This window comes from Halobacteriovorax sp. XZX-3 (genome assembly GCF_043196495.1).
Classification (GTDB): Bacteria; Bdellovibrionota; Bacteriovoracia; order Bacteriovoracales; family Bacteriovoracaceae; genus Halobacteriovorax_A.
This window is the reverse complement of record NZ_JBEBMO010000001.1, coordinates 1,389,561-1,411,285: the sequence shown is the minus strand read 5'-3', so window position 1 is coordinate 1,411,285 and position 21,725 is coordinate 1,389,561. Positions and strand designations below refer to the sequence as shown.

Here is a 21,725-nt window from a genome sequence, read left to right as displayed (position 1 = left end):
TTAACGTAGGTAGAACTCAAAGCTACATGCACCTTTTCCTGAATAGCAGACTTCTGTTCCATAAGCTGGCACGACACCTTCGTTACCACCATTGAATGTTATATTATAGGCATCAACACCATTATAGTTATCATTGGCATTCTGGCCTGAACATCCTGCTGTTCGGCTTGTATGGCGCAGATTCCCTGTACAGTCCACATAGTCATAATCCCAAGTTCCATTGCCATTTTCAATTATTGGAGCACCTGCATTGTATGAAGGTGAAATGAACATGGCATCAGTTGTTCCATTGGCACGAGAGAAGTATTCTGGATTAATTGAAGCTCTAGTTGCAGGAAGTGTTCTTTCAGTTATAAGGTTATCAGCAATAGAGCTTACCATGATTGAATTATCAAGATCTGTAACTCCACTTGAGCGTGCTACTAATGTCCAGCCACCACCATCTGTTGTCATATCACAATAGACGCTTCGTAGAGCATTTTGACCAGGATAGAAGTTAATAGTGTAATTACCTGATGGAGCATTTGGATTTTCTTCCAGGATCTGCTTGCATGAAGACTTATAATCTCCGTATGAGTTTGACTCTCGAATCATAAACCAACCGTTCCCCGCACCAATTGCAGTTGCTGGGTCAGTAGCAAATTCCATAGCAGTTCCATTCCAATAGGCACCATTGAAATAACCACCTTCTGAAGTTTCTCCTCCTCCATTGATCTTACCGTTCCAACAGTTTGCATACCAAAATGGAGTGTCAGAATAGAATGACGGACAATTTCCAGTATGATTATCGTTATCTTGATCAAGTGTTGACCACATCATTCCATTATGACTTGTGGCAATTGCCGCTTTTACTGTACCTATTAATTGAGTATAGGATTCAATATTTAAACGGTACTTATCCGCAGGATTAAAATTTTTCACCGTCATCATCGCCTGTTGTGAAAATGACTGATCGTAATCGTAAGACCAAGAATAGAGTAGTTGAAAATCTCCATTACCAGCAATATTATCCCAATGAGAGAGACCGACGAAGTAGTTTAAGTAGTCTAGGTAGTCGTTAGTGTTATTTGATGCAATACTTGTAGTCGATAATAGACTACATTTTCCTGTTGTATCACTTACGCTTCCAGCGGCTGCAGAGCATTTTGGCAGAGTTGAAATTGAATCAGCATATGTAATAGCAGTTGTAGGCTTATTCGTCCCACCACGAGTATTTCCCCATACAAGCGTCCAGCCTCCACCATGAGTTGTCATATCACAAACTGTTGGGAAGGCCGGATTTGAACCTCGTGGTCCATCTGGATCAATTAAGTAAACCCCTGTGCCACTTGAATAGCCACGGTCAAGAAACTCTCGACATGACTTCATTGAAGGAAGAGAGCGTACCCAAACGCGTGTTTCTTGGTATTGTTTTAATGTTAGACCAAGGCCTGATTCTACCTCTGTACTATTGTAAGCATTTGTACAGTAACTATTACCGGTTGAAGTACAAGTTGTGATTTCAGCTCTGGCCATGGAGTCTCTTGGAGTACATCTTTTTCCATAGGCACCACCGATAAAAATTCGATCCGTAGTATTGGGGTCAACATTTACGCATGAATAGAAAACACGCCAATTATTTCCGTAGCCATGAAAGAAATAGTTTCCAACAAGTCCTACGTTTTCATTACCGTCCATATCTGCAAACTTTACTTGTGGTTTACTTGCATCTGTAAGAGCGGCCACTTGTTGAAAATAATTAGGAATTGTTTTGTCTAAATAAGCCGTCTCCCAAGTATTGTCAGTGATACTGAAACCTGTATTCACACCTTCAACGCGCATTTGATTGAAGGCAATTGAATTTGATCTTGAGTAAACTTCCGCTGAAGTATCGCCACGAATAGCGTGAGTAGGGTAGCCGTGCCATACTTTTGTCCAACCTCCACCTTCTGTGGTCATATCACAATCAACTGTGACGGCCGTCCCTTCTGGATAAATTGTGTAGGAACCGTTTCCTCGAGATTTACCATTTAAAAGAATATCCATACAGTTCTTTGGACGGTCGTATTTCTCTCTTAAAAAGTAGCGTGCCTTAACAGTTGCTTGTCCTGTGTTGAAACCACCAACGCCACGAACACGGTTAAGGTCATCACTACCATTTGTATGATAAATATAGTGTCGTGGATAATCGTGTACATCAGAATATGGTGTTTGCGTATAAGTAGGGAAGCAGTCTCCCCATCCAAAACCAACTCCGGCCCAATTAGTTTGCCTATCTAAATAGTAGTTTGTTCCATTGCTATTTCTAAAGCGAAATTGTGAGCCACCTGTCATAATGTCACAATCTCCTGGTGTCGTCCTACTTGGTCCTGCTTTGATGTCGAGAACAAGATTTAAGTCATTAGGATTAAAAAATTCTACTGTCGAGAAATCTGTCGCTCCCCAGTTACCGATATCACGGGCCATCATTTGCGTTGCTGAAAAATCAAAGAAATTATGCATACCAACGGTATTAATATCTGCGTAATTTGTGCTGGTGATATTAATGCCAGCAAATTCGCTTTTCATCGTATTATATGACTTCTTTGTCGTCATTGTAGGATCTGCAGCGTTGGCATAGAAAAGAGTCCAGCCGCCATTATCAATATCCATTTCACAGTAAACTTGAGTCGCTGTTACTTGATCTGGGTATACTGTATAGAGACCTGAGCCTTTCGATTCACCAAGCTCAACGAGATGTTGGCATGACATCGGTCTCATCCCTTCATCATGAAGATAGAGCTCTACTAATTGTGTCCCTACGTCATTATTATGATCTGAAGGAATTCCAGTTTTATAAACTTGATCTGAACCGATTGCAAAGTACCAATTTGAATGATTAACTGAGCCATCTAATAATGAAGCATCACCATTTGAGTAACCAAAACTATTGTTCCCAAGCTCTAGGCCACCCCATCTTTGACTATTCATTTCAATATCAATTCCTCGATAGCCACGTACAGGAGTGTCGTAAATTGGATTTGTAAATTGTGACCAAATATTTTTCTTCGTTTCATTCGGATAATTAATCCAAAATGTAAAACGATTTAGACTTTCGAGCTCATCAATATATTGAACAATTGAGTAGAGGTTTCCTGTCGGTGCTGCTTGATTGTAGAGTAGGGCCGAATTCGTTGTTGGAAAGTATCCTCCAGCTACATCGTGTCTGTAAATTCTCGTCCAACCACCGCCATTATTATCCATATCACAATAAACACTTAGAGCAGCAAGTGGTCCTGCGCCGTCTATGTCGATTGTATAAAGTCCACTAGGATATGATCCTGTTTTATTTAAAGTCGAGCAAGAAACCTGACAGTCGCGAACGACAATATCAGATGGTGCATTGGCATAGAAATTCATCCACTCTGGATTTGTCTTTGTTGAAACAAAGTGTTCATTTGTTGTTGATGTATTCCATACTTTCTTACAAGTATTATGGGCCACAATAGTTTTAAGTTCATTGCTTGCTAGTTTAAAACCAGTATCAACTGTATTGATCGCAAGAACAGCTTGCGAGAAGAGTAGAGTAAATAGAAAACCTATTTGAATTTTCATTTCTTATTTGCTTTTTGTAACTCTTTAATTGCTTTGCGCATCTCTTGCATATCTGCTTTAAGTTGCTCGTTTTCTTCTTTAAGTGAAGCAATCTCTCTTTTCACTTCTTCATCATTATTAAAGAGCTTATCAATTTTACTTGAAATTGATTTTACTGCTTCTACTAATAGCGCTGTGATATTACCGTACTGAACTGATTTATAACCATCTTGACCAGTCTTTACTAACTCTGGTTGAACTTTTTCAACTTCCTGAGCGATAAAACCTACAGTCTTCTCTTTTGGAAAATTTCTTTCTGGAAATTCATCTGTTTTCCAATCAAAAGTTACCCCACGTAGAGAATTTACCTTATGAAGTGGATCAATTATCGTTTCCACGTTTTCTTTGAATCTTTCATCTGAAGTATAAAGGTAAGCTGCAGCTAAAACATTACCTGCTACATGAAGCCTTTCAGATGGTGCATCTGTACCAAGACCTAGCTCACCTGTCCCCGTCAGCCTCATGTACTCAGTATAGCTACTCCCACTAGTGTATCTTGCAAAAACTAACGGGTCAGAAGGATTATCTCCCCACGTAACAGAAGGAATCTTGTCATCTCCTGTTGCTCCATCTCCATCAATATCGAAAACTTGCATACCGACTTGATCATTTCCAGATTGAACAACTAGACCGCCTAAACCTGTTGAACTAAGTTGACGAACTCCATGAACTATAAGTAGATCAGATGTTGGTACACTTGTTCCAATTCCCACCTTTCCAGTGTTATAATAAATATCACTACCTGTCGTTGTCCACTGAGATTGATTAACTCCACCAATTTGAGTCGTTACATAACTTTTCATCGCGCTAACTGATGGAGCTTGTACAGTTTCTGTTCCAGCTGTCGAATTTACAACTGCTGCTGTTTGGGCACGTCCATTTGTGAAGTATAAATTGGTCGCACCTTCCGCAAGATCATCAGTGTCTGCTAATCCTGTAATTGCAGTATAGTTTGCATTGATTTGTGCTTGTAATTTTCCATAAGCATCGAGAACCGTATCTGTTGCTACTAAAGCTGAGTTTGCACCTACAGAGTATCCTGTTAGAGGTGTACTAAGGACAGTAGATCCATCGATAACTGAAGAAGGAACACGTCCACTCGCATCGAGTCTTAGAAGCTCATTGGCACCATTTGAAGTATTAACGGCCAAATTCACATCATCAGTGTTTGCCGTTAGAGTTAGATCACTAGAAGCTGTTAAGCCTTTGAATACCAAGTCAGTTCCAGTCTTTGTCTTATAAAGAGAAGTTCCACCGGCACTAGAAGCAGTGTTTTGTTCTCCACTTGCTGCAACAACTGTTGATAAACAACCTGCACCGTCTATACAGATATCATTGCCTGTTGTGACATTCATGCCACCATCAACAGTTAGTTTTTGCGTAGGTGCAATATTTCCGATGGCTACATTTCCACCAGAAGACTGTAGATAAACATCGACATCACCAGCATTAGGACCTGATGCTAAAGTTCTAAGATAGGTATGTGTTGCACCACCTTCATAGATTAGGCGGAAATTCATATCTTGAAAGTCAGGTTCACCATTATCTTCAATCAAATCAAAGAAAGATGCTGTATCACCAACAGTTAGAGAAAAGGCTTCTACTGTAGCACCTGCTCTTGAAATATAGAATGGTTGTGTACCAGATGCTGTTGCAAAGTTTGCACCACCATTTACGGTAAGCTTGTGGCCTGGAGATGCAACACCAATCCCAACATTACCTGTACCATCAATTCGCATTCTTTCTTTATTAAGATCTGCAATTAGTGGCCCACTTGTTCTAAAAACAAGAGCCGCTTGTCCGTAATCTGCATTCGCACCATCAGTTTCTTGGATTGAAGCAATTGATGCGTTAGCAACTTTTGAAGATCCAGAGTAGTTAGATGTAAAAAGAATATTTGTTTCAGCGCCAATCGCTGGATCAGTTGAGTTTAAACGTAGCATCGCAGGGAAGTCTCTAGCTGCTGCAAGGCTAACCGTTTTATCCACACCGTTAATATCAAGAAGAGAATAAGGTGTTGTTACACCAATTCCAATATTTCCAGTCGGATAGTGAATATCACTTCCTGCTGTTGTCCATTGAGTTGCACGATTATCAACATATGATTTAATAGCAGCAACTGAAGGTGCCTGGTCTGTCTCACTGCCTACTGTCGAGTTAACAACTGCTGCAGTCTTTGCACGGGCATCTGTATGATAAAGGTTTGTCGAACCTTCTCCAATATCATCTGTATCATATGCCGAAATAGCAGCAAGAGAAGAGGCGTGTGAATTAAGTTGACCTTGAACTTTTTGAAATGCTTGAATAACAGTATCTGTCGCTAATACACTTGAAGCTGCACCTGTTGTAAAACCCGTTAAGGCAACATCAATTGCAGGATTATAATTAATAATTGAATCTGCTAACTTATCACCGGCCCCAACTTGCGCAATTTTACCATTAGTTGTTCCAACATCTACTGCTAGAGTTCCTGATGACGTAATTGTTCCACCTGTAAGTCCTGTTCCCCCTGTCACGGCAGTAACAGTTCCTGCATTACCTGTCGGCCATGCAGCACGACAATCGGCCGCGATACAAAGTTCGGTTGCTTTGACTTTACCAGCAACATCAAGTTTTTCAGTAGGCTCATCCATACCAATACCAACATTTCCAGTGTCACCATCTAAGACTAGAGCTGTATTATTACTTCCATTAAAGAAGTTAAAGTGAAGTTCATTGCGACTTGTTGTTGCTGCTGAGTTTAAGCCGAATGCCATAATATCCCAGTAAGCACTTGCAGTGTTTCCTGTTTGCATTCTTATTGCACTCTTCTTATCTTCGTGTCCAAGAAGGTTCAGGCTTGCTCCTGCTGCTGAAGTTGTACCTTCTATTCCAATCTCGGCCCATGTGGCACTCTGAATGTGTAGTGGGTAAGTTGGTGTTGTTGTACCAATTCCGATATTACCTGTGTTGTAATAAAGGTCACTTCCTGTTGTCGTCCACTGAGATGACGTAATAGCACTAGTTTGGGCCGTTACATAATTTTTTACTGAATCAACAGAAGGGGCAGTATCCGTTTGTGTTCCTGCCATTGAGTTAATAACTTTTGCATCGGCCATGGATTGTGCCGTCGTATCGACGTAGCCTTTTACTGCAAGTTCACTTGGAACTTGTGTCGCTGAATCTAGAGTTCCTGAGTTATCAAGATCACTTGCCGGAATTTGTGCAACGTTGGCAACATTTGCAAGCCCGACATATGTTTTATCAATTGTTGGTGCATTAATTTTTGACCAAGCAATTGCTGCACTCGTGTTGATATCAGCATCAACGATTAAGTTGTCTTGAATATCATTTGCCGTTGTTGAAGGAGGTGTTGTGTTACCACTTTTTACACGTCCCTGCGCATCCACAACAACAGAATAGTAAGTAGTATTATCAGTCACAAGGTTTGGTAAACCTATAACCCCTGCATTGTTAACAAGCGTTGAATCAACAGCTACTGCAGCAGTTTGATTCACACATTCAAGTTCATTAGATGCGTTTACAGAAACCACTTGTCCTGGAGAGCAAGTCGCTGCGATAACTAAATTATCCGATAGAGCTGCGTGATTGGCGTAAACAGAAATTGGATTTGCCAAGATATTCTGATAATCATAGGCGATTGGATTTCCAACATCAGTCACATCTGTCACGCGAATAACAAGAGTCTGTCCTGTGGGTATTTTATCAATTACATCTGCAATGTTGGAATAGAGAGGATCAAAAGACCCTAAGTTATCAAAGTCTAATTCAACAGTGTAGATCCCATTAGATAGTGGCACACTATTGATTGTTTGAGTTGCAATTATTGTAGGAAGATCATTTGAATAGAAGATATCAAATTTTAAGTTAGGAGTTCCTGTAACAGGAGTACCGTTACTAAGTACAAGTCTGCCTGAGTAACCAAGCTTACTTGTCGAAGCATATAGATTTAAGGATAAGAAGCTTAAACTAAACGCTAAAATGAATGTAAAGATTCTACTAACGTGCAACAAAGTTCCCCTGTGTTTACAGTGGCATATCGACATAATATTACGAATCATTAAAGAAATGAAATTTAGGTAGTTAAGTGGACAATATTTCCAGTTTAGGGCAGAAATGTGCCAATTAAAGGTGGCTGACCCCTTAGATTAAGGGGTCGCATTACAAGGTGGATACATACGAGCAAGCTCGCCAATAGGTCCACCAGTTTGGCTATGATTCGGTCTTAGCTTTTCCCAATAAGAGTTAGTTGGAAAAACCTTACCATTTGCCTTATACATACCTTTTTTACCAAGAAGAATATTGTACATAATATCCATACTGCATCTAACTTGGTTTCTTGGTTCTATTGTCGTTTCATATCCAGATGCAAATTGGCAGTTCTTACCTCGCCAATAACGTGCATCTTTTTTTCGGTTTAGCTGAAAGAGTCCAGTAGGGCGATCTGTAGCATCTGGTACACGACCAGTGTTTACCTTTGTAGGATCGCATGATGACTCAACTTGTGCGATTGAAGCAAACATCCAAACCCAAAATCTCTTTCTTTGCTCATTATTTAGGTTGTACCAATTGGGACAAGTATATGGAGCCGCTGTCATCCCTTTGATTTCATCATAGAGAAACATCTCAGAAGCGCCCGATTCATTTTCAATATACTCTGTAATCATTTGTCCCCAAACGCCTTCTTTACCATCTTCAGTAATAAACATTTGGCAGTCTTTATTAAAATACTTTCCATCTCTTCTGTGTTCAGTTGGTAGGGGATCACCCTGAGAAATTGTATTGTCCTCTACCTGACAGTTATGACAACCACCATCCGGCGGATTTGTGACACTATTAATAACGCTGTTAAGCTCATTTAAGAAATCAGTTTTTCGAGAATTAAGATCAGAGCTATAAGAATTAAAATTAAGAATTAATGTAGATACAAGAATAAGTGACTTCATTTTTTAGCCTCCTTACTCTTTTGTACTTTTTGATAGACACACTTAATTCCACTCTCTTTCGACTCGTAGTTGATGGTATCATTTTTTAATTCGAGAATTTGAGTACTAATCGAATCCTTTTGATTCGCTGATGCCTTGCAATCTTTGACTTCACTTACTTGGGTAACTTTTGTCTTTGTATAAGTGAATACTGAACTATATGTACAATCCGACTTTTCAACTTTTTTCTTATCAGAAAATGGGCCGAGGAAAATACGATGTCCTACTCTTAGTCCTTTTTGTGGAGACTTTTCATCAATAAATTGTACTTCAGAAGCGTCACAAAAATCAGAGCTTCTCACTAGGGTTTTGTATTCACCCACATGCTTTTTCATCGCAGAAATGAAGTCATTCGCTGAAGCGGCCAACGCCATTGTTGGTAGTGCTAAAATTACTACCAATTTACAGATACTTATAGTGGAATTCTTAATCATACCTATCCTCTTATTAACTCTCGAATTATACCATTTTATAAGGGTTTAGAGCTCTTGGGAGACAAGATTTCCCCATGGATAATTATTTGGCCTAAGTATTGTGTTCATTATTACACACTTTAAGACATAGAGAGGCTTTCACTGGTAGTAATGCCTATTACAAAAATGGGAGAAACATATGAAGAAAATGGTCAATATTGCGACGTTAATGACATTAGCACTTCTTGTGTCATGTAATGCCGAAAAAATATCAAAGGTTAAGTTTGTACATGCTCTTGAGGGTGAATCTCTTTCAGGTGAAATGAAGATCAATGGCCAGGAATTAAATTTAACTGGTTCAAGTGAAGAGTCATTTGAAGTGAAGCCAATGTACCCAAGAAAATTAAATCTAAAGCTCGAATATAATCACGGGCCAGAGCTTAACAAGTTATCAGCTACTGAAATTAATATGGAATTTGAAGTGCGTAACTACGATTCTGAAGAGGGAAGTGTTGATCTAAGAAAAGCAGGTTCTGTAAAACTTCAAGGTGATAAGCTTAAGCTTACTAATTGTACAAACACAGTTGACTTCAAAGTAAATGGTAATGAACTTGTTGTCGATATGTCTAAATTTAAAAGTCTTGCTTCTTGTAAGGCCGTAGGAAAGTACAAAAACTATAACCGTATTGGTGAAGAAGGCCGTCTACACAATGGTTTTGGACGTAACTTTTTTAAATTTGCGACTGATACTCAGTTTGGAAAAGAAGCTGCTTATGAAATCGTAAATAACTTCTCTCGCTACATTTATCAAGATGGAGAAATGGCCGAGTACTTAAAGACAATGATTACTAAGATTGCTAAAGCATCAGATATGCCAGATGTAGAACCTAAGGTTTTCTTTATTAATGCTCCAATTGAAAATGCTTTTGCTCTTCCAGGTGGATACGTATTTGTTTTTAGAGGTCTAGTTGATTCTCTTAAAACAGAAGCTGAGTTAGCTGGTGTATTAGGACACGAATGGGCACACGTTACTGAAAGACACGGTACAGAGTCTGTAACAAGAAGCTTAAAGTCTATTGCTACTAAGTTTGTTGGAGCTGGTTTTGTTTGGGCCAACTTTGGGATTCTAGGTGGTGCAGCTACTTATTATGTATACGATAAATTAGAAGATATTCCACTTATGGGATTTAGCCGTATTCAAGAGCTTGAAGCTGATAAGCTAGGTGTTCAGTATGCATATAAAGCAGGATATTCACCTTACGGACTTGGAAAGTACTTTTCATCGGTACCTGATTATGATGAAACTTTCTTTCAAGCAATTACTTCAAGTCACCCAAAGTCATCTACTCGCGTGGAAAAAATTGAAGAGTTAATCTTTAATTATATCCCATATGATACATCGCTTGTCGTAACAAGTGATGAGTATGAAGCAGCGAAGGAGTCAATTGATGATCTTCAGGCGATGCCTCCATATGTTGTAAGACAACTTATGGTTTCAATGGGAGCACTTGTTGAATCAAGTATCAAAAAGAGTGTTCGTAAAAAACTTAAGCTAGATCACAAATTAGAAGAAAGATAACAAAAAGAAGGCCCTCATATGAGGGCCTTTTTTTTTCTAGTATGTAATTCCAATACCTAAAAATACTTCACTTTCATTTTCTTCTGTTTCGTGTTTTCTAACAAAACGGTATGCAAAGTCCACAGGAATGGCCCTGAAGATCGATGTATTAAAAACCACTTCCGCTCCATAACTACTAATATGAAATCCATTGTCTGCTGATATAGCGTATACTTTAGTGTTATCGTAGAAGAGATTCATATAAATTCGCTTAAAGTAGATGAATGCTGAAATATTATAATCCGGATAGAAAAGTGGAAATAAATAATTAGAAGTGGTTTTTACATATCTCTTCGTTGCGAAATAATTATAACCACGAGAAAAAACGTATCCCATAATTTCTTGCGAAGTTGGTTGAAAGCGATAGCTTGTTCCATCTCCATACTTTTCACCAGTAACAGAAAATTTAAAGCCATTATTATTAAAAAAACCAGGTGTCGTAATTGTAAGATCTCCAAACCAGCGATAATCACCAACTAATCCAGTCGTGTCATCTGTACTTGCATCCTGATACATTCCTAAAAGAGAAAAGCTCCATGGCGAGATAATCGATCTTGCCGTATAGTCTTTATAAAGATCGACTAGTAGTGACGTACTTTGACGAATTAAATCCGATTCTCCTGATGTGTCAACGTCATTTGAATTGTAATCCTTAGTTTGAACGAACTCAGCACTATAATCTAAAGTTATATTTAAGTTATAGAGATTTTTTCTGAAAACGAATGGTAGTTGTACTTTTGCTCCTACTGCATTTTCATCCCAACCATAGTCATCATTATCTGTACCAAGGCGACTAACTTCTCGTTCTCTTAAGTCAGCAATTAGGCTGAAAATTGGCCAGTATCTTTTAAAATCAATTTGTAGCGATGAATATGGAGTATTCTCAGCCGCTTCATATCCTAGGTTAACATTCCATCCAAAGTCTCTTAAGTAATTATCTGCCCACAATGACAGTCCATAACCTTGACCAACAAAGAAGCTCCAAGAGTGTGGAGTAAAAGCTCGCCAGTCAAAACCAGAGTAATCTTTTTCTTTGTATAGATTGAAGTTTTTATTTGCTACTTCATCACGGTCTTTAAATTCTATTTTTTCAAAGTTATTTAAGCGATCACTAGGGCTATCTTTGGAATAAAACTTATCAGGATTAATTAAATTATCGATTGGTAATTTCTGACAGTTTGACATCGAAGTATTGCTAATTCTCTTACCATTTATTGTTTGTTCAGAGAATAAAATTTCATCATTTGAAAATGTAGGTGAATAGGCTGCAATTCTAGAAGTCGTACACTTTTGTAGCTCTTTTGCGTTTATGTTGAATTTGAAAACCTCAACTGAACCATTGTATTGAGCTTCAAATAAAATATTATCTTTGTAATCAGATTGTAGCCAATAGAGATTGTTAAAACTTACTGGAATTAGATTAGTTATATTATTATTTCTTAAATTTGCACGTACGAGACCTTTTCCACCACTGGCCTTTGTCACAAGTGCTATAACTTCATCTTCATTGATTGAAACAGCTTCTAAGAATTTGTATTCATTGCTTTTGATTGTTCTAAGGAGTTTGCCATTTAATTCAAGTTCTTGAACTATCCATTCATTTTTGTCATTAAAGTTAATAGCAATGATCCTTGTCCCATCTTCGTTGAAGTGTGGATTATAAAGCCTCATTCCCGAAGTAATATACTTCTTATGACCATTTTTTAAATCAATTAGGCTTAAATCAGAATAGCTTTTGAACCCATATCGCCAGTGCGGTAAAAAATGAGATTGTACGGCATGATTTTTACTATAGTCTAATCGAGTAATGTCTTCACTGTAGGCTAAATCTGTTAGAACTTCTTTTTTACCATTAGTTTCTTTAATTAAGCGATAGAAGTTATTAAGGTCATACTCTAGATAATATAGATCAGCGCCATTTTTGTATTGATTAGTCTTAATATTAAAATCTGTTATTTTTAATTCTGGAAAGCTGTCCTTTTTCCACTTTTTTCTTAAGTCTTCAAATGCTTCGTAGTAGAAGTCATAAAAGTCGATGCCTGATGCATTTTCAATTGCGCCAACAATTCCGTTTGGATAAGGCCTTGCTGTAACATTGTCCATGACATTATCCCAAAAGTTGTCACCATACTTTTTGTAACCATGAGATATTAGAACGTATCCATAAATATACCAACTCACTAATCTATCATTATATGTTCCATTAACAAATTGATCATATGTTGGTGTTTCGCCTTTAAGTAAAATTGCTTTTAGTCTTGCCATAAAGCGAGAAGAGCGACCTCGTCCTGATTGAGTATATTTTGTTTCAGCATAAACAGCATCACCTTCCATATACCAAGGCTTTCTAGCTAAATAACTTAGAAGTGCTTGCCCAGTATCACCCATAAGTACATCAAACGCCTTTACAGTTTTCTTATTAAAGATATCTTGTTGGATAACGTGGCGATATTCATGAATCGATAGATTTTCATGCCACTCAAGTGTACTTACATGGGCAAAGAAATTCGTTGAATCAAACCACTCTGTACGTCTTGGAGCAAGTGTTACAAATCCATTAGGATCACCCATTTCTGGACGATAGATCAAGCTAACTTGCTCCGGCTTTTTTAGCCCATAAGAAAGTCCTACATATTTTGAGTAGTGCTCCATTAGATTGGCCATATAAATTGCATTCTTCTTAAAACCTTTAGGGTAGATAACTTGCACAAAATCATTCTCTAAAGTTGACCAATCTTGTGGTGGGCTTTGAGTATTTACCCAATTATGTTGGGCCAATGTGTGAAAAGAAGTTGATAATATAAAGGCAATATATAGAACAAACTTTGTCATTAATTGTCTCACTGTGGTTAAAGCTAATTTTGTTTATTAAAATTAAACTTTATTGTAGTGAATATGTAAATGAATTGGTTAGGGAGTATTGAATGAGATTACTAATACTAGGAGCAACAGGCCTTGTGGGCAGTCATGTGTTAAAGCAGGCCATCGAAAGAGATGAAATCGAATATATTGTTGCACCTGTACGTCGAGAAATTAATTCACACACTAAACTATATTCACCCATCATTAATTTTGATCAGGTAACTTCAGCAATGCTTAAAGAGTGGAATGTTGATGTCGTCATATGTGCTCTTGGTACAACAATTAAAGTGGCCGGTAGTAAAGAAGCATTTAAAAAAGTAGATCTTGTGTATCCTCTTACTTTTGCAAGATGTGCAAAGGAAGTTGGAATTGAAACTTTTGTCTTAAATTCGGCAATGGGAGCGAATGAGAATTCTATTTTCTTTTATAATCAAGTCAAAGGGAATTTGGAAAATGCATTGATGGACTTAAAGTTTAAGTCTCTTTGTCTAGTGAGACCTGGACTCATTGGTGGAGAGAGGAATGAGTTTCGATTAGGGGAGGTTATTGGAAAATATTTATTGAAAATTTTCCACTATATCCTACCAAAAAGCTTGCGTATTAACCCTGCTTCATCAATTGCAAAAGTGATGCTAGAGGCGGCAATAGAGCAAAGAGCGGGGATAAAAATCATGACCTCTGACAGGTTAACGTAAATTGAAAACGACTTTTCAGTACCTTACTAAGCAATCTATATAAATTTTGTTCCGATTACTTTTTATCATTTAACTATCTGAAATTATTGTTAAGAAATTATAACAGTTGACGATAAGTCGAGATATAGATTTTTCATCTATTGGGATTTTTTATATTTCGGAGAACTATGTGAACCAAGCTTTTAAGAAAGGTATTGAGTGGGATATTATCAGTCTTGCTAATTATGTGTCAGAAATTGTTTCAAAAGAAAGTGGCAATATTCTAGGACCGGCACAACAGTCGATGGTAACAAGTCGTCTTAAGAAGAGAATGATGACCTTAGGTTGCTCGACTCCGGAAGATTATTATAGTTATTTAACAAAAAATTATGCAAAAGAATCATCGCATTTAATTTCAATGTTAACGACTCACCATACTTACTTCTTTAGAGAGTTTTCTCACTTTGAATATTTATTAAAGAATCTTGATAGTATTGTTGCGAATGCAAAGAAGCGTGGCGATTCTACGATAAGAATTCTTTCGGCAGCTTGTAGTCGTGGGCAAGAAGTTTACTCACTTGGAATGTTCTTTCATCATCATTTAAAAAACTATCCTGGGATGCGTTTCGAAATAGTTGGAACTGATATTGATCCTGAAAGTGTTAAGATTGCAAAGAATGGTGTTTACCGTTATCGTGAAATAAAATCAATCCCAACTGTATACTTAACTGGTAACTGGATGCGTGGCTCTGGTGAAATTTCAAAATTTGCTAAAGTTAACGCAAATATTAAAGATAACTGTCAGTTTGGTGTTATGAATTTACTTGCACCAGAAAAGTTTCTAGGTAGCAAAAAATTTGATATTATTTTTTGTCGTAACGTTTTCATCTACTTTGATCAAAAATCTATTGAAAATATCGTAATGAATTTCAAAAAATATCTACATAAAGATGCGCTATTTGTTACTGGAATAAGTGAGTCACTGAAGGGGACGAGTTTAAAGGTTCAGACACTTGCTCCAAGTGTATATTGCCTAGACCCTGAAGCACCTAAGGCTGAAAGAAATCTTAGTCTTGTTAAAGATGGTGTTGCACCACTTTCGAGACCTGCTATTAGACCAATTTCAAGTCTACCTTCGATTCCTAAACCTATTCGTATGCTAATAGTTGATGATAGTTCTTCTGTTGTAAAACTACTAACTAAGATATTTGAAAAAGATGAGGACTTCGAAGTTGTTGGAAGTGCGGCCAATGGTGTTGAGGCCCAGGAGTTCCTAAAAACTAATAGAGTCGATGCGATGACTCTTGATATTCATATGCCAGAAATGGATGGAGTTGAGTATCTGAAAAAGAATTATCGTATGGGACATCCAAATGTAATTGTCGTATCAAGTGCTAGCCGTGAGGATACACGTTATGCTCAAGAAACTCTTAATAATGGAGCATGTGACTTTGTTGAAAAACCAGCTCTAAATAACTTAACTGAAAGAGCAGAAGAGATTAAGAATAAGGTGAAAATGTCTTTCTTAAATGCAGGACCTGCTGTTACAAAAATTGATCGCTCATTCCAGAAAAGTTTTGATATCAAGAATCCAGATACAAAGGCACGTTTCTTTGTTGGAAGCTTTAGTGATAAAAAGAAAATCGTTGCAACACTTGATGAGTTAAGAGGTAATCAACCTCCAACATTCTTATTCTTTGAAGGGAACGGAAACTTCCTTGAGATGATTAGTGAGGAATTTAAGTCTGTTCCAAATATCGAAGTTTTCTCTCAAATGACGACAGTTGTGAACAATGCTGTCTATATTTGTGATTTCAAGTCACACTTTGCTTCTGTAAACGCGAAAACTTCTTCACGAAAGAAGAGCTTATCAGTTTTTGGAATTGTATCAAAACAAGTTGAAAACTCATTTTTTGATTTAAAGAATACTCAAATCCTGATCGAAGATACTGAAAGTATCAATGCTAGTGTTAAGGAAGTAGCTTCAGATATCTTTCCATGGACAAGTTTTGCTCACCTTGGAACAGAGTACCTTGCGGATGATGAATAGTTAAATTATCTATAATCAGTCTCTCTTCATACTTTTTGAAGAGAGATTGAACTCTGTTATTGGAATTCTCGTGGAAAATTCTTTTAGTGCTTTCTTATTTTTGTGTTTCATCTTAACCATTACTCCTGGTTCAGATACCGCGTTAGTTTTGAAAAGTTCAATAAGTGGTAATCGTAAGAATATAATGGCCACTATTTTAGGGATCTGTTCAGGTCTTTTTATTCACGCAGTGATGTCTTCACTTGGACTCTCTGCAATCTTGCAACAATCTGCTGAGCTATTTCACTTTGTGAAAATGATTGGAGCTGCTTATCTCATATACTTAGGTGTACGTGCATTATATGAAGCATGGTTTAGTGGTAGTAAAACGAACCTCTTCCTCGTCTCGAAAAATGTAAGAAAACAGGTCTCTGTCTCTAGTGAGTTTCGTAGAGGTCTTTTAACGAATATTTTAAATCCAAAAGTTGCAATTTTTTACTTAACTTTCTTACCTCAATTTATTGATATTAATTCGAATCCACTAGTTCAATCAATTGGCCTGTCGTTAGTTCATATTGCCTTAAATCTAATCTGGCTCTTTCTATTTGGATACTTTGTTACTTTCTTTAAGGCACAGTTTGAAAAGGGAAGAACTAAGCGTGTTGTTGAAACACTTAGTGGTTCAGCATTCTTATTCTTTGGTCTCGCTCTAGCAAAAAGTAAAGATTAGCCCTTGGATTTTCTTAACATTCTATCTTGGTCTTGTGCTAGTATTTTTCCTTGATATGTTTCATAGGCTTCTTTTAAGAGTTCTTCTGCTCTTGTATTAGAAACTGGTAGAAACTCTAGATAGCACTCGCCAACGGAGAGAAAGTTGTGGGGAGTTTCAAGTACAAGAATATCATCTACCAGACTTATAATCTCACTCCAAGACTCTCTAGAACATACAGGTGTTACAACTTCAATTTTATTTGGTGTTTGCTGTTTGATTAATTTGATTGCGGCCTTCACTGTTGCACCTGTTGCGATCCCGTCATCAACAATCAGAATATCTCGACCTGCTAAATTAATTGGCTCTCTCCTTCTTCGTAAAATTTTCGCCTGCTCCAGGGCCTCTCGTCTCTTTTCATTTGTTAATCGACGTAATTGAAGTTCATTAACTCCAAAGTGACTTATTAAATCTCTATTATAATATGTGTCTCCAGTTTCGGTGACAGCGCCAATAGCTAATTCACTGTTTCTAGGTGCACCAATCTTTTTTACACAAAATACATCAAGAGGAAGACGGTGCCTCATTGCTATTTCGTACGCTACAGGAACACCTCCTCTAGGAAGAGCAATAACTACAGCGTTATTTTTTTCGCGTATCTTATCCTTGAATTCCTCGGCCAATAATGCACCGGCTTCCTTTCGGTTTTTAAACATCTTCGCTTCCTGTTACGCAATTTTAACTTGTCTTGTTTCGTCAATTGGACATTGAATTGCCGATTCTTTTTCTATCTCTAATTTAACAATTTGTGATAGGTCATGGATTTCATTACCAAGTCTTTGAATAATATCGTCCGAAGAAATGATTCCTACAATTTGATCACTGCTGTTTACAACCGGAATGCGCTTTATTCCATTGGCCTGCATCTTTTTTATTGTATCGACAATACTATCCTTCGGTGTGCACAGAACTACATTCTGAGTCATGATCTCACTTACTTTAGAATAAGGTTCAATCTTTCCTTCTTTTCCAAAAGATATGGCAATGTCTCTGTCTGTTAAAATTCCAACGGGAGTATTTTTCTTACCTGTTATATTATCCACAACAATAATGGCGCCAACGTGCTTTTCATACATCTGCTTTGCCGCATCTTTTAAGGTTGCATTTGAATTTATGATAACAACATCTTTTTGAATGATATCTTTAATCGCCATTATTTATCTCCTGATAAGCTTTTCTTTCAAGTTGATTATAAGAGGAGATATCAGCAGATAAGATTTAATTATTTTTAAAGAAAGGTTTTGATTAATTTTCGCTTATCGTTCACGAAGCAAGCGTCAGCGCTAGCGTATCGTTTAAAAATGAAAGTATCTTATTATTTAAAGAATGGAGCGCGTGATACTGAATGCGCAAGCATTCAGCAAGATTAGCAAGCGTCAGCGCTAGCGTGTCGTTTAAATGTAAATAGTATCTTAATTTGAATTAAAGAATGGAGCGCGTGACAAGATTCGAACTTGCGACATCCACCATGGCAAGGTGACACTCTACCAACTGAGTTACACGCGCTTATTTGAGTGAGATGAAATATATTGCTGAGAGAAAAAGTTGTCAATAGGTACAGAATATTTTTTTTCAATAAAGTATTAACTACTTAATTTTACAAATATATTCTGCACCTTAGTTTAAATTAAAGGTAAATAAATATCTGTGATCAGTTCATTTTCAGGAACCTCTGGAAAGAAGTTATGATAATGAAAGAAAAGTGGAAAATCTCGAAGCTCCTCGCCACTTGTCGGAAGCCATTTTCCATATAATTCGTAGATCTTACCCTCAATATTATCAGGTGAACCAAAGTGGCGTGCAACAGCACATCGCCCAGCTGGAATCGTTTTTTCGATAACTCCATCTTTATTTTGTTTTAAGTCTTCAAATAGTTCACCACAAATATCAAAGGCAAAATCCTCTGGTTTTGTATTATTTGGATCGTTGTAGACGATACCAAATGTGCGTGCTTTGTTTATTGGTGATTGCTTACTTTGAATTCGCCAATTTTTAAACTTTTCAACTGAGTTGTTAAGAGTTGCGGGTGAAGCTCTATGTTCAAGAACGGCCACCTTCATTTCTTCTAAGTTTATTATTTTTATTTCCATGTGATTATCTCCTGTAGGAATTATGAATTGATATTTCTCATGCCACTTTTCCCAGTTAGGTGCACTTCTAAATTGAGAAGGAGTAACATTAAAAACTTTTTTAAAAGAACGAGAAAATGCCTCAGGACTATCGAAATTAGCATCAAATGCAATATCGATAATCTTCATTTCTTTGTTGAAGACAAGTTGATACGAGGCCCTCTTTAATCGTGTTAATTGAATAAAGCTGTATAGACTAATATTAAGTTTCGCCGTGAAGACACGGTGAAAGTGATACTTAGATAAACCTGATACTTCTGATAGTTTTTCAAGGTTAAGATCTTCATTAATATTATCAGCTATATATTTACAGATAAGAGCTATTCTATCGTTATATTCATTACTCATAAAACTATGATAGCGTACTTTAATTTTGGAAACTTGATTAATCTTGCTCTTTAAGAATTTCTTTATAGATTTCTTTTTCCCGAGCCATCAGGTGAATCGAGAATATACTGAGGAAGAAGCCACCCTGGAACTTGGCGGCGAAGCTTACGATAGATTTCTCGCCCTTCATCTTGTGTGAGGTAGAAGTGCATGGCACCTTTTGCTTGGTCAGGATGGTGGAGGTAGTAGGGCCTAACTCCTAAATCATGAAGTTTATAAATAAGCTTTTCTAAGTCTTCGACTTTATCATTCACGTCTTTTAGAAGCACAGATTGTGAGAGTAGTGGAAAGTATTTTCCAAGTTTTGCAATACAATCACGCACATCGCTTGTGATCTCATCTGCGTGATTTATGTGAATAACAATATTGATATCGTTGAATACTTGCTTGAACTTGTTAAGAACTTCGATCACTTCATTACCAATATAATTTGGAAGGGAAGCGGGAGTTCTGGTATGAAAACGAATGAATTTAATATGTTCTAATTTGCTAAATTCATTTAGGTAGAAATTGATTTTTGCAGCTGAAAGCATAAAAGGATCGCCACCTGAAAAGATAATTTCATTAACCTCAGTATGGGCCTTGAGGTAAGTTATAACTTTTTCAAAATCGGCCTTAAAAATTTCATGCTTTCCACTTAATTCATTCTTTCTGAAACAATAGCGACAAATTACCGGACAAATAGTTGTCGGAGTAAAAAGGGCGCGATTATCGTAGCGATGGATCAGTTGTGGAGCGACGTATTTTTGTTGATCACCAATTGGGTCATCAAATCCATCCTGATGAAGTTCTTGATTAGAAGGAAGAAATTGTTTGGCATGAATGCCATCAAATCCTTCTTTTTCAATTAGCTCATTTATATGATTGGGGATAAAAACTTCGTAGCGAGATGGTTCTAAATTGAGACCAAAGCGAGCATTGACTTCATCTGTGCTTCGCAGTCCTTTTCTCATTCTTCGCTATTATCTTTTTTGTTTTGTTCTTCGTATTTTTTAATGTCATTTAGGTGATGCCACTTGGCCCAATAGGCACATCCACGAATAAGAAGGGCCCCGTAAAGAGCAATTCCTGTAAAGTGAAGCATTACACTTACTGTAGAGAGCACACCTGTGTTTTGAAGTAACCAGTAGATCCAATAGAGTAGAGCGATGTGAATGATGAAGATCACGACAAATTGGATTTTATATGAGATTGATTTTCCTGCTAGCATGGCGTCTTTATATAACTACTTTGAGTCATTTTCAACATGCTCACGGATTTCTTGGATCTTTTTAATGGCAAAAGATTTGTAGATATCTGTAAGTAGGCAGTGAGCGTAGAGAACATCGCCGGCAGGCATTGGTAAAAGAGCAACAGGTTTTATTGGTCTAAATTTACCTTTGTATGTTCCACCCTTGTATTTGATATCAATAACTTCTTGTTTAGCGATATGTGCTTGAAGTTTTTGAATCGTTTCAGGGGCTTCTGCGATATTGGCCTTTCTAAAGTCTTGGATATTTAGAATTTCACCTTCTTTAAGTTGGCGATTAGACTTCACTTCATCCAGGGTTTTAGCAAAAACACGAAGACAGGCAATTGTATCATCAAGTGCACGGTGATGATTTTCAAGAGGAATATCAAAGTGTTTACACAATGAACTTAGTTTATGGTTCTCACTTCCTTTCACATATTTTCGAGAAAGTTTGCATGAGCAATAAACCTTAGCTTTATGTAATTCCATCTTAAGTTGGTGCATCGCAAAGACGATAAAGCCTATATCAAATTTTGCATTATGGGCCACAAGAGTGTGAGTTCCACTGAACTCAAGAAATTTTGGTAAGACCTCTTCAATTGAAGGAGAATCTTTGACCATCTCATCTGTGATACCATGGATTTTTGTTGTGAATTCAGGGATTGGATTTTTAGGTTTTACTAGGGACTCAAAAGTTTCTATTTTGTTCCCGATGACTTTAATAGCCGCAATTTCAATAATTTCGTCAACTAAAGGGGAAAGTCCTGAGGTCTCTAGATCGAGTGCTATAAGGCCTTCTGGGAAATACTTATTGATATTTTTAATTTCGCTCTGTGTAAAATTAATGATAATCCCTTTAAGTTGGCTTATAGAGGGCAATTACAACGATTTGTAAATATTAACGAATCGTAGCAATGTGTCATGCCAATTTTAAATAATTTTAGTACGTTGAAGAACCTTAAATCTTAACTTTTATTACTGATTATGGGCCTTATGGTCAATAGTTTGAGGAAATA

15 protein-coding genes and 1 tRNA gene are annotated in these 21,725 nt (G+C 37.2%); 4 read left to right on the top strand and 12 right to left on the bottom strand.

Annotated features, from left to right (window positions below):
- The 4 genes from ABMA70_RS06670 to ABMA70_RS06655 all read right to left on the bottom strand — a co-directional run bounded on the left by ABMA70_RS06670 (position 1) and on the right by ABMA70_RS06655 (position 9,031).
- Positions 1 to 3,573 (bottom strand): fibrinogen-like YCDxxxxGGGW domain-containing protein, encoded by a 3,573-nt coding sequence (locus ABMA70_RS06670; protein ID WP_392990842.1) that lies wholly within the window; start codon positions 3,571 to 3,573, stop codon positions 1 to 3.
- Positions 3,570 to 7,622: a tail fiber domain-containing protein gene (locus tag ABMA70_RS06665; protein WP_393022155.1), complete on the bottom strand. Its 4,053-nt coding sequence runs from the start codon at positions 7,620 to 7,622 to the stop codon at positions 3,570 to 3,572. Before ABMA70_RS06665 ends, ABMA70_RS06670 begins: the two co-directional genes overlap by 4 nt.
- A gap of 138 nt (positions 7,623 to 7,760) precedes the next feature.
- A complete protein-coding gene (locus ABMA70_RS06660) occupies positions 7,761 to 8,558 on the bottom strand; it encodes a hypothetical protein (protein WP_392990846.1) in 798 nt (265 codons plus the stop codon).
- Positions 8,555 to 9,031 (bottom strand): hypothetical protein, encoded by a 477-nt coding sequence (locus ABMA70_RS06655; RefSeq protein WP_392990848.1) that lies wholly within the window; start codon positions 9,029 to 9,031, stop codon positions 8,555 to 8,557. The genes ABMA70_RS06660 and ABMA70_RS06655 overlap by 4 nt, the downstream gene beginning before the upstream one ends.
- 178 nt (positions 9,032 to 9,209) lie before the next feature.
- Here ABMA70_RS06655 and ABMA70_RS06650 point away from each other — a divergent pair, with 178 nt between their 5' ends.
- Complete coding sequence (locus ABMA70_RS06650; RefSeq protein ID WP_392990850.1) at positions 9,210 to 10,589, top strand: M48 family metallopeptidase; 1,380 nt, start codon at positions 9,210 to 9,212, stop codon at positions 10,587 to 10,589.
- A 36-nt stretch (positions 10,590 to 10,625) separates the two neighbouring features.
- On the opposite strand, the gene ABMA70_RS06645 is transcribed toward ABMA70_RS06650, so the two are convergent.
- Positions 10,626 to 13,460 carry a hypothetical protein gene (locus tag ABMA70_RS06645; protein ID WP_392990852.1) on the bottom strand — a complete coding sequence of 945 codons (2,835 nt, stop codon included), beginning with the start codon at positions 13,458 to 13,460 and terminating at the stop codon, positions 10,626 to 10,628.
- Between the two features lie 92 nt (positions 13,461 to 13,552).
- Here ABMA70_RS06645 and ABMA70_RS06640 point away from each other — a divergent pair, with 92 nt between their 5' ends.
- The 3 genes from ABMA70_RS06640 (at position 13,553) to ABMA70_RS06630 (ending at position 16,923) form a co-directional block, all read left to right on the top strand.
- Positions 13,553 to 14,185, top strand: a complete 633-nt coding sequence (locus ABMA70_RS06640; RefSeq protein WP_392990854.1) for an NAD(P)H-binding protein — start codon at positions 13,553 to 13,555, stop codon at positions 14,183 to 14,185.
- Between the two features lie 169 nt (positions 14,186 to 14,354).
- The gene (locus ABMA70_RS06635) at positions 14,355 to 16,214 is read left to right on the top strand and encodes a CheR family methyltransferase (RefSeq protein ID WP_392990856.1); all 1,860 of its coding nucleotides are present in this window, start codon (positions 14,355 to 14,357) and stop codon (positions 16,212 to 16,214) included.
- 70 nt (positions 16,215 to 16,284) lie between these two features.
- Positions 16,285 to 16,923, top strand: a complete 639-nt coding sequence (locus tag ABMA70_RS06630) for a LysE family translocator (protein ID WP_392990858.1) — start codon at positions 16,285 to 16,287, stop codon at positions 16,921 to 16,923.
- Here ABMA70_RS06630 and ABMA70_RS06625 read toward each other — a convergent pair.
- The 7 genes from ABMA70_RS06625 to ABMA70_RS06595 all read right to left on the bottom strand — a co-directional run bounded on the left by ABMA70_RS06625 (position 16,920) and on the right by ABMA70_RS06595 (position 21,588).
- Entirely contained in the window at positions 16,920 to 17,618 is a 699-nt protein-coding gene (locus ABMA70_RS06625) for a phosphoribosyltransferase (protein WP_392990860.1), read from the bottom strand. The two genes, ABMA70_RS06630 and ABMA70_RS06625, sit on opposite strands and share 4 nt — an antisense overlap.
- A 12-nt stretch (positions 17,619 to 17,630) precedes the next feature.
- Positions 17,631 to 18,116: a cyclic nucleotide-binding/CBS domain-containing protein gene (locus tag ABMA70_RS06620; RefSeq protein ID WP_392990862.1), complete on the bottom strand. Its 486-nt coding sequence runs from the start codon at positions 18,114 to 18,116 to the stop codon at positions 17,631 to 17,633.
- Between the two features lie 276 nt (positions 18,117 to 18,392).
- Positions 18,393 to 18,468, bottom strand: a tRNA-Gly gene (locus ABMA70_RS06615).
- Between the two features lie 116 nt (positions 18,469 to 18,584).
- The gene (locus tag ABMA70_RS06610) at positions 18,585 to 19,439 is read right to left on the bottom strand and encodes a GyrI-like domain-containing protein (RefSeq protein ID WP_392990863.1); all 855 of its coding nucleotides are present in this window, start codon (positions 19,437 to 19,439) and stop codon (positions 18,585 to 18,587) included.
- Between the two features lie 62 nt (positions 19,440 to 19,501).
- Entirely contained in the window at positions 19,502 to 20,431 is a 930-nt protein-coding gene (locus ABMA70_RS06605; protein ID WP_392990865.1) for a KamA family radical SAM protein, read from the bottom strand.
- Entirely contained in the window at positions 20,428 to 20,688 is a 261-nt protein-coding gene (locus ABMA70_RS06600; protein ID WP_103216321.1) for a hypothetical protein, read from the bottom strand. The genes ABMA70_RS06605 and ABMA70_RS06600 overlap by 4 nt, the downstream gene beginning before the upstream one ends.
- Before the next feature lie 15 nt (positions 20,689 to 20,703).
- Positions 20,704 to 21,588 carry an exonuclease domain-containing protein gene (locus ABMA70_RS06595; protein ID WP_103216322.1) on the bottom strand — a complete coding sequence of 295 codons (885 nt, stop codon included), beginning with the start codon at positions 21,586 to 21,588 and terminating at the stop codon, positions 20,704 to 20,706.
- Positions 21,589 to 21,725: the final 137 nt, after the last annotated feature.

Bases quoted from the DNA above. Each gene is read 5' to 3' on its own strand.
- ABMA70_RS06640 (WP_392990854.1), top strand. From the start codon at position 13,553: ATGAGATTACTAATACTAGGAGCAACAGGCCTTGTGGGCAGTCATGTG.
- ABMA70_RS06670 (WP_392990842.1), bottom strand. From the start codon at position 3,573: ATGAAAATTCAAATAGGTTTTCTATTTACTCTACTCTTCTCGCAAGCT.
- ABMA70_RS06645 (WP_392990852.1), bottom strand. From the start codon at position 13,460: ATGACAAAGTTTGTTCTATATATTGCCTTTATATTATCAACTTCTTTT.
- ABMA70_RS06650 (WP_392990850.1), top strand. From the start codon at position 9,210: ATGAAGAAAATGGTCAATATTGCGACGTTAATGACATTAGCACTTCTT.
- ABMA70_RS06655 (WP_392990848.1), bottom strand. From the start codon at position 9,031: ATGATTAAGAATTCCACTATAAGTATCTGTAAATTGGTAGTAATTTTA.
- ABMA70_RS06625 (WP_392990860.1), bottom strand. From the start codon at position 17,618: ATGTTTAAAAACCGAAAGGAAGCCGGTGCATTATTGGCCGAGGAATTC.
- ABMA70_RS06660 (WP_392990846.1), bottom strand. From the start codon at position 8,558: ATGAAGTCACTTATTCTTGTATCTACATTAATTCTTAATTTTAATTCT.
- ABMA70_RS06620 (WP_392990862.1), bottom strand. From the start codon at position 18,116: ATGGCGATTAAAGATATCATTCAAAAAGATGTTGTTATCATAAATTCA.
- ABMA70_RS06605 (WP_392990865.1), bottom strand. From the start codon at position 20,431: ATGAGAAAAGGACTGCGAAGCACAGATGAAGTCAATGCTCGCTTTGGT.
- ABMA70_RS06610 (WP_392990863.1), bottom strand. From the start codon at position 19,439: ATGAGTAATGAATATAACGATAGAATAGCTCTTATCTGTAAATATATA.
- ABMA70_RS06600 (WP_103216321.1), bottom strand. From the start codon at position 20,688: ATGCTAGCAGGAAAATCAATCTCATATAAAATCCAATTTGTCGTGATC.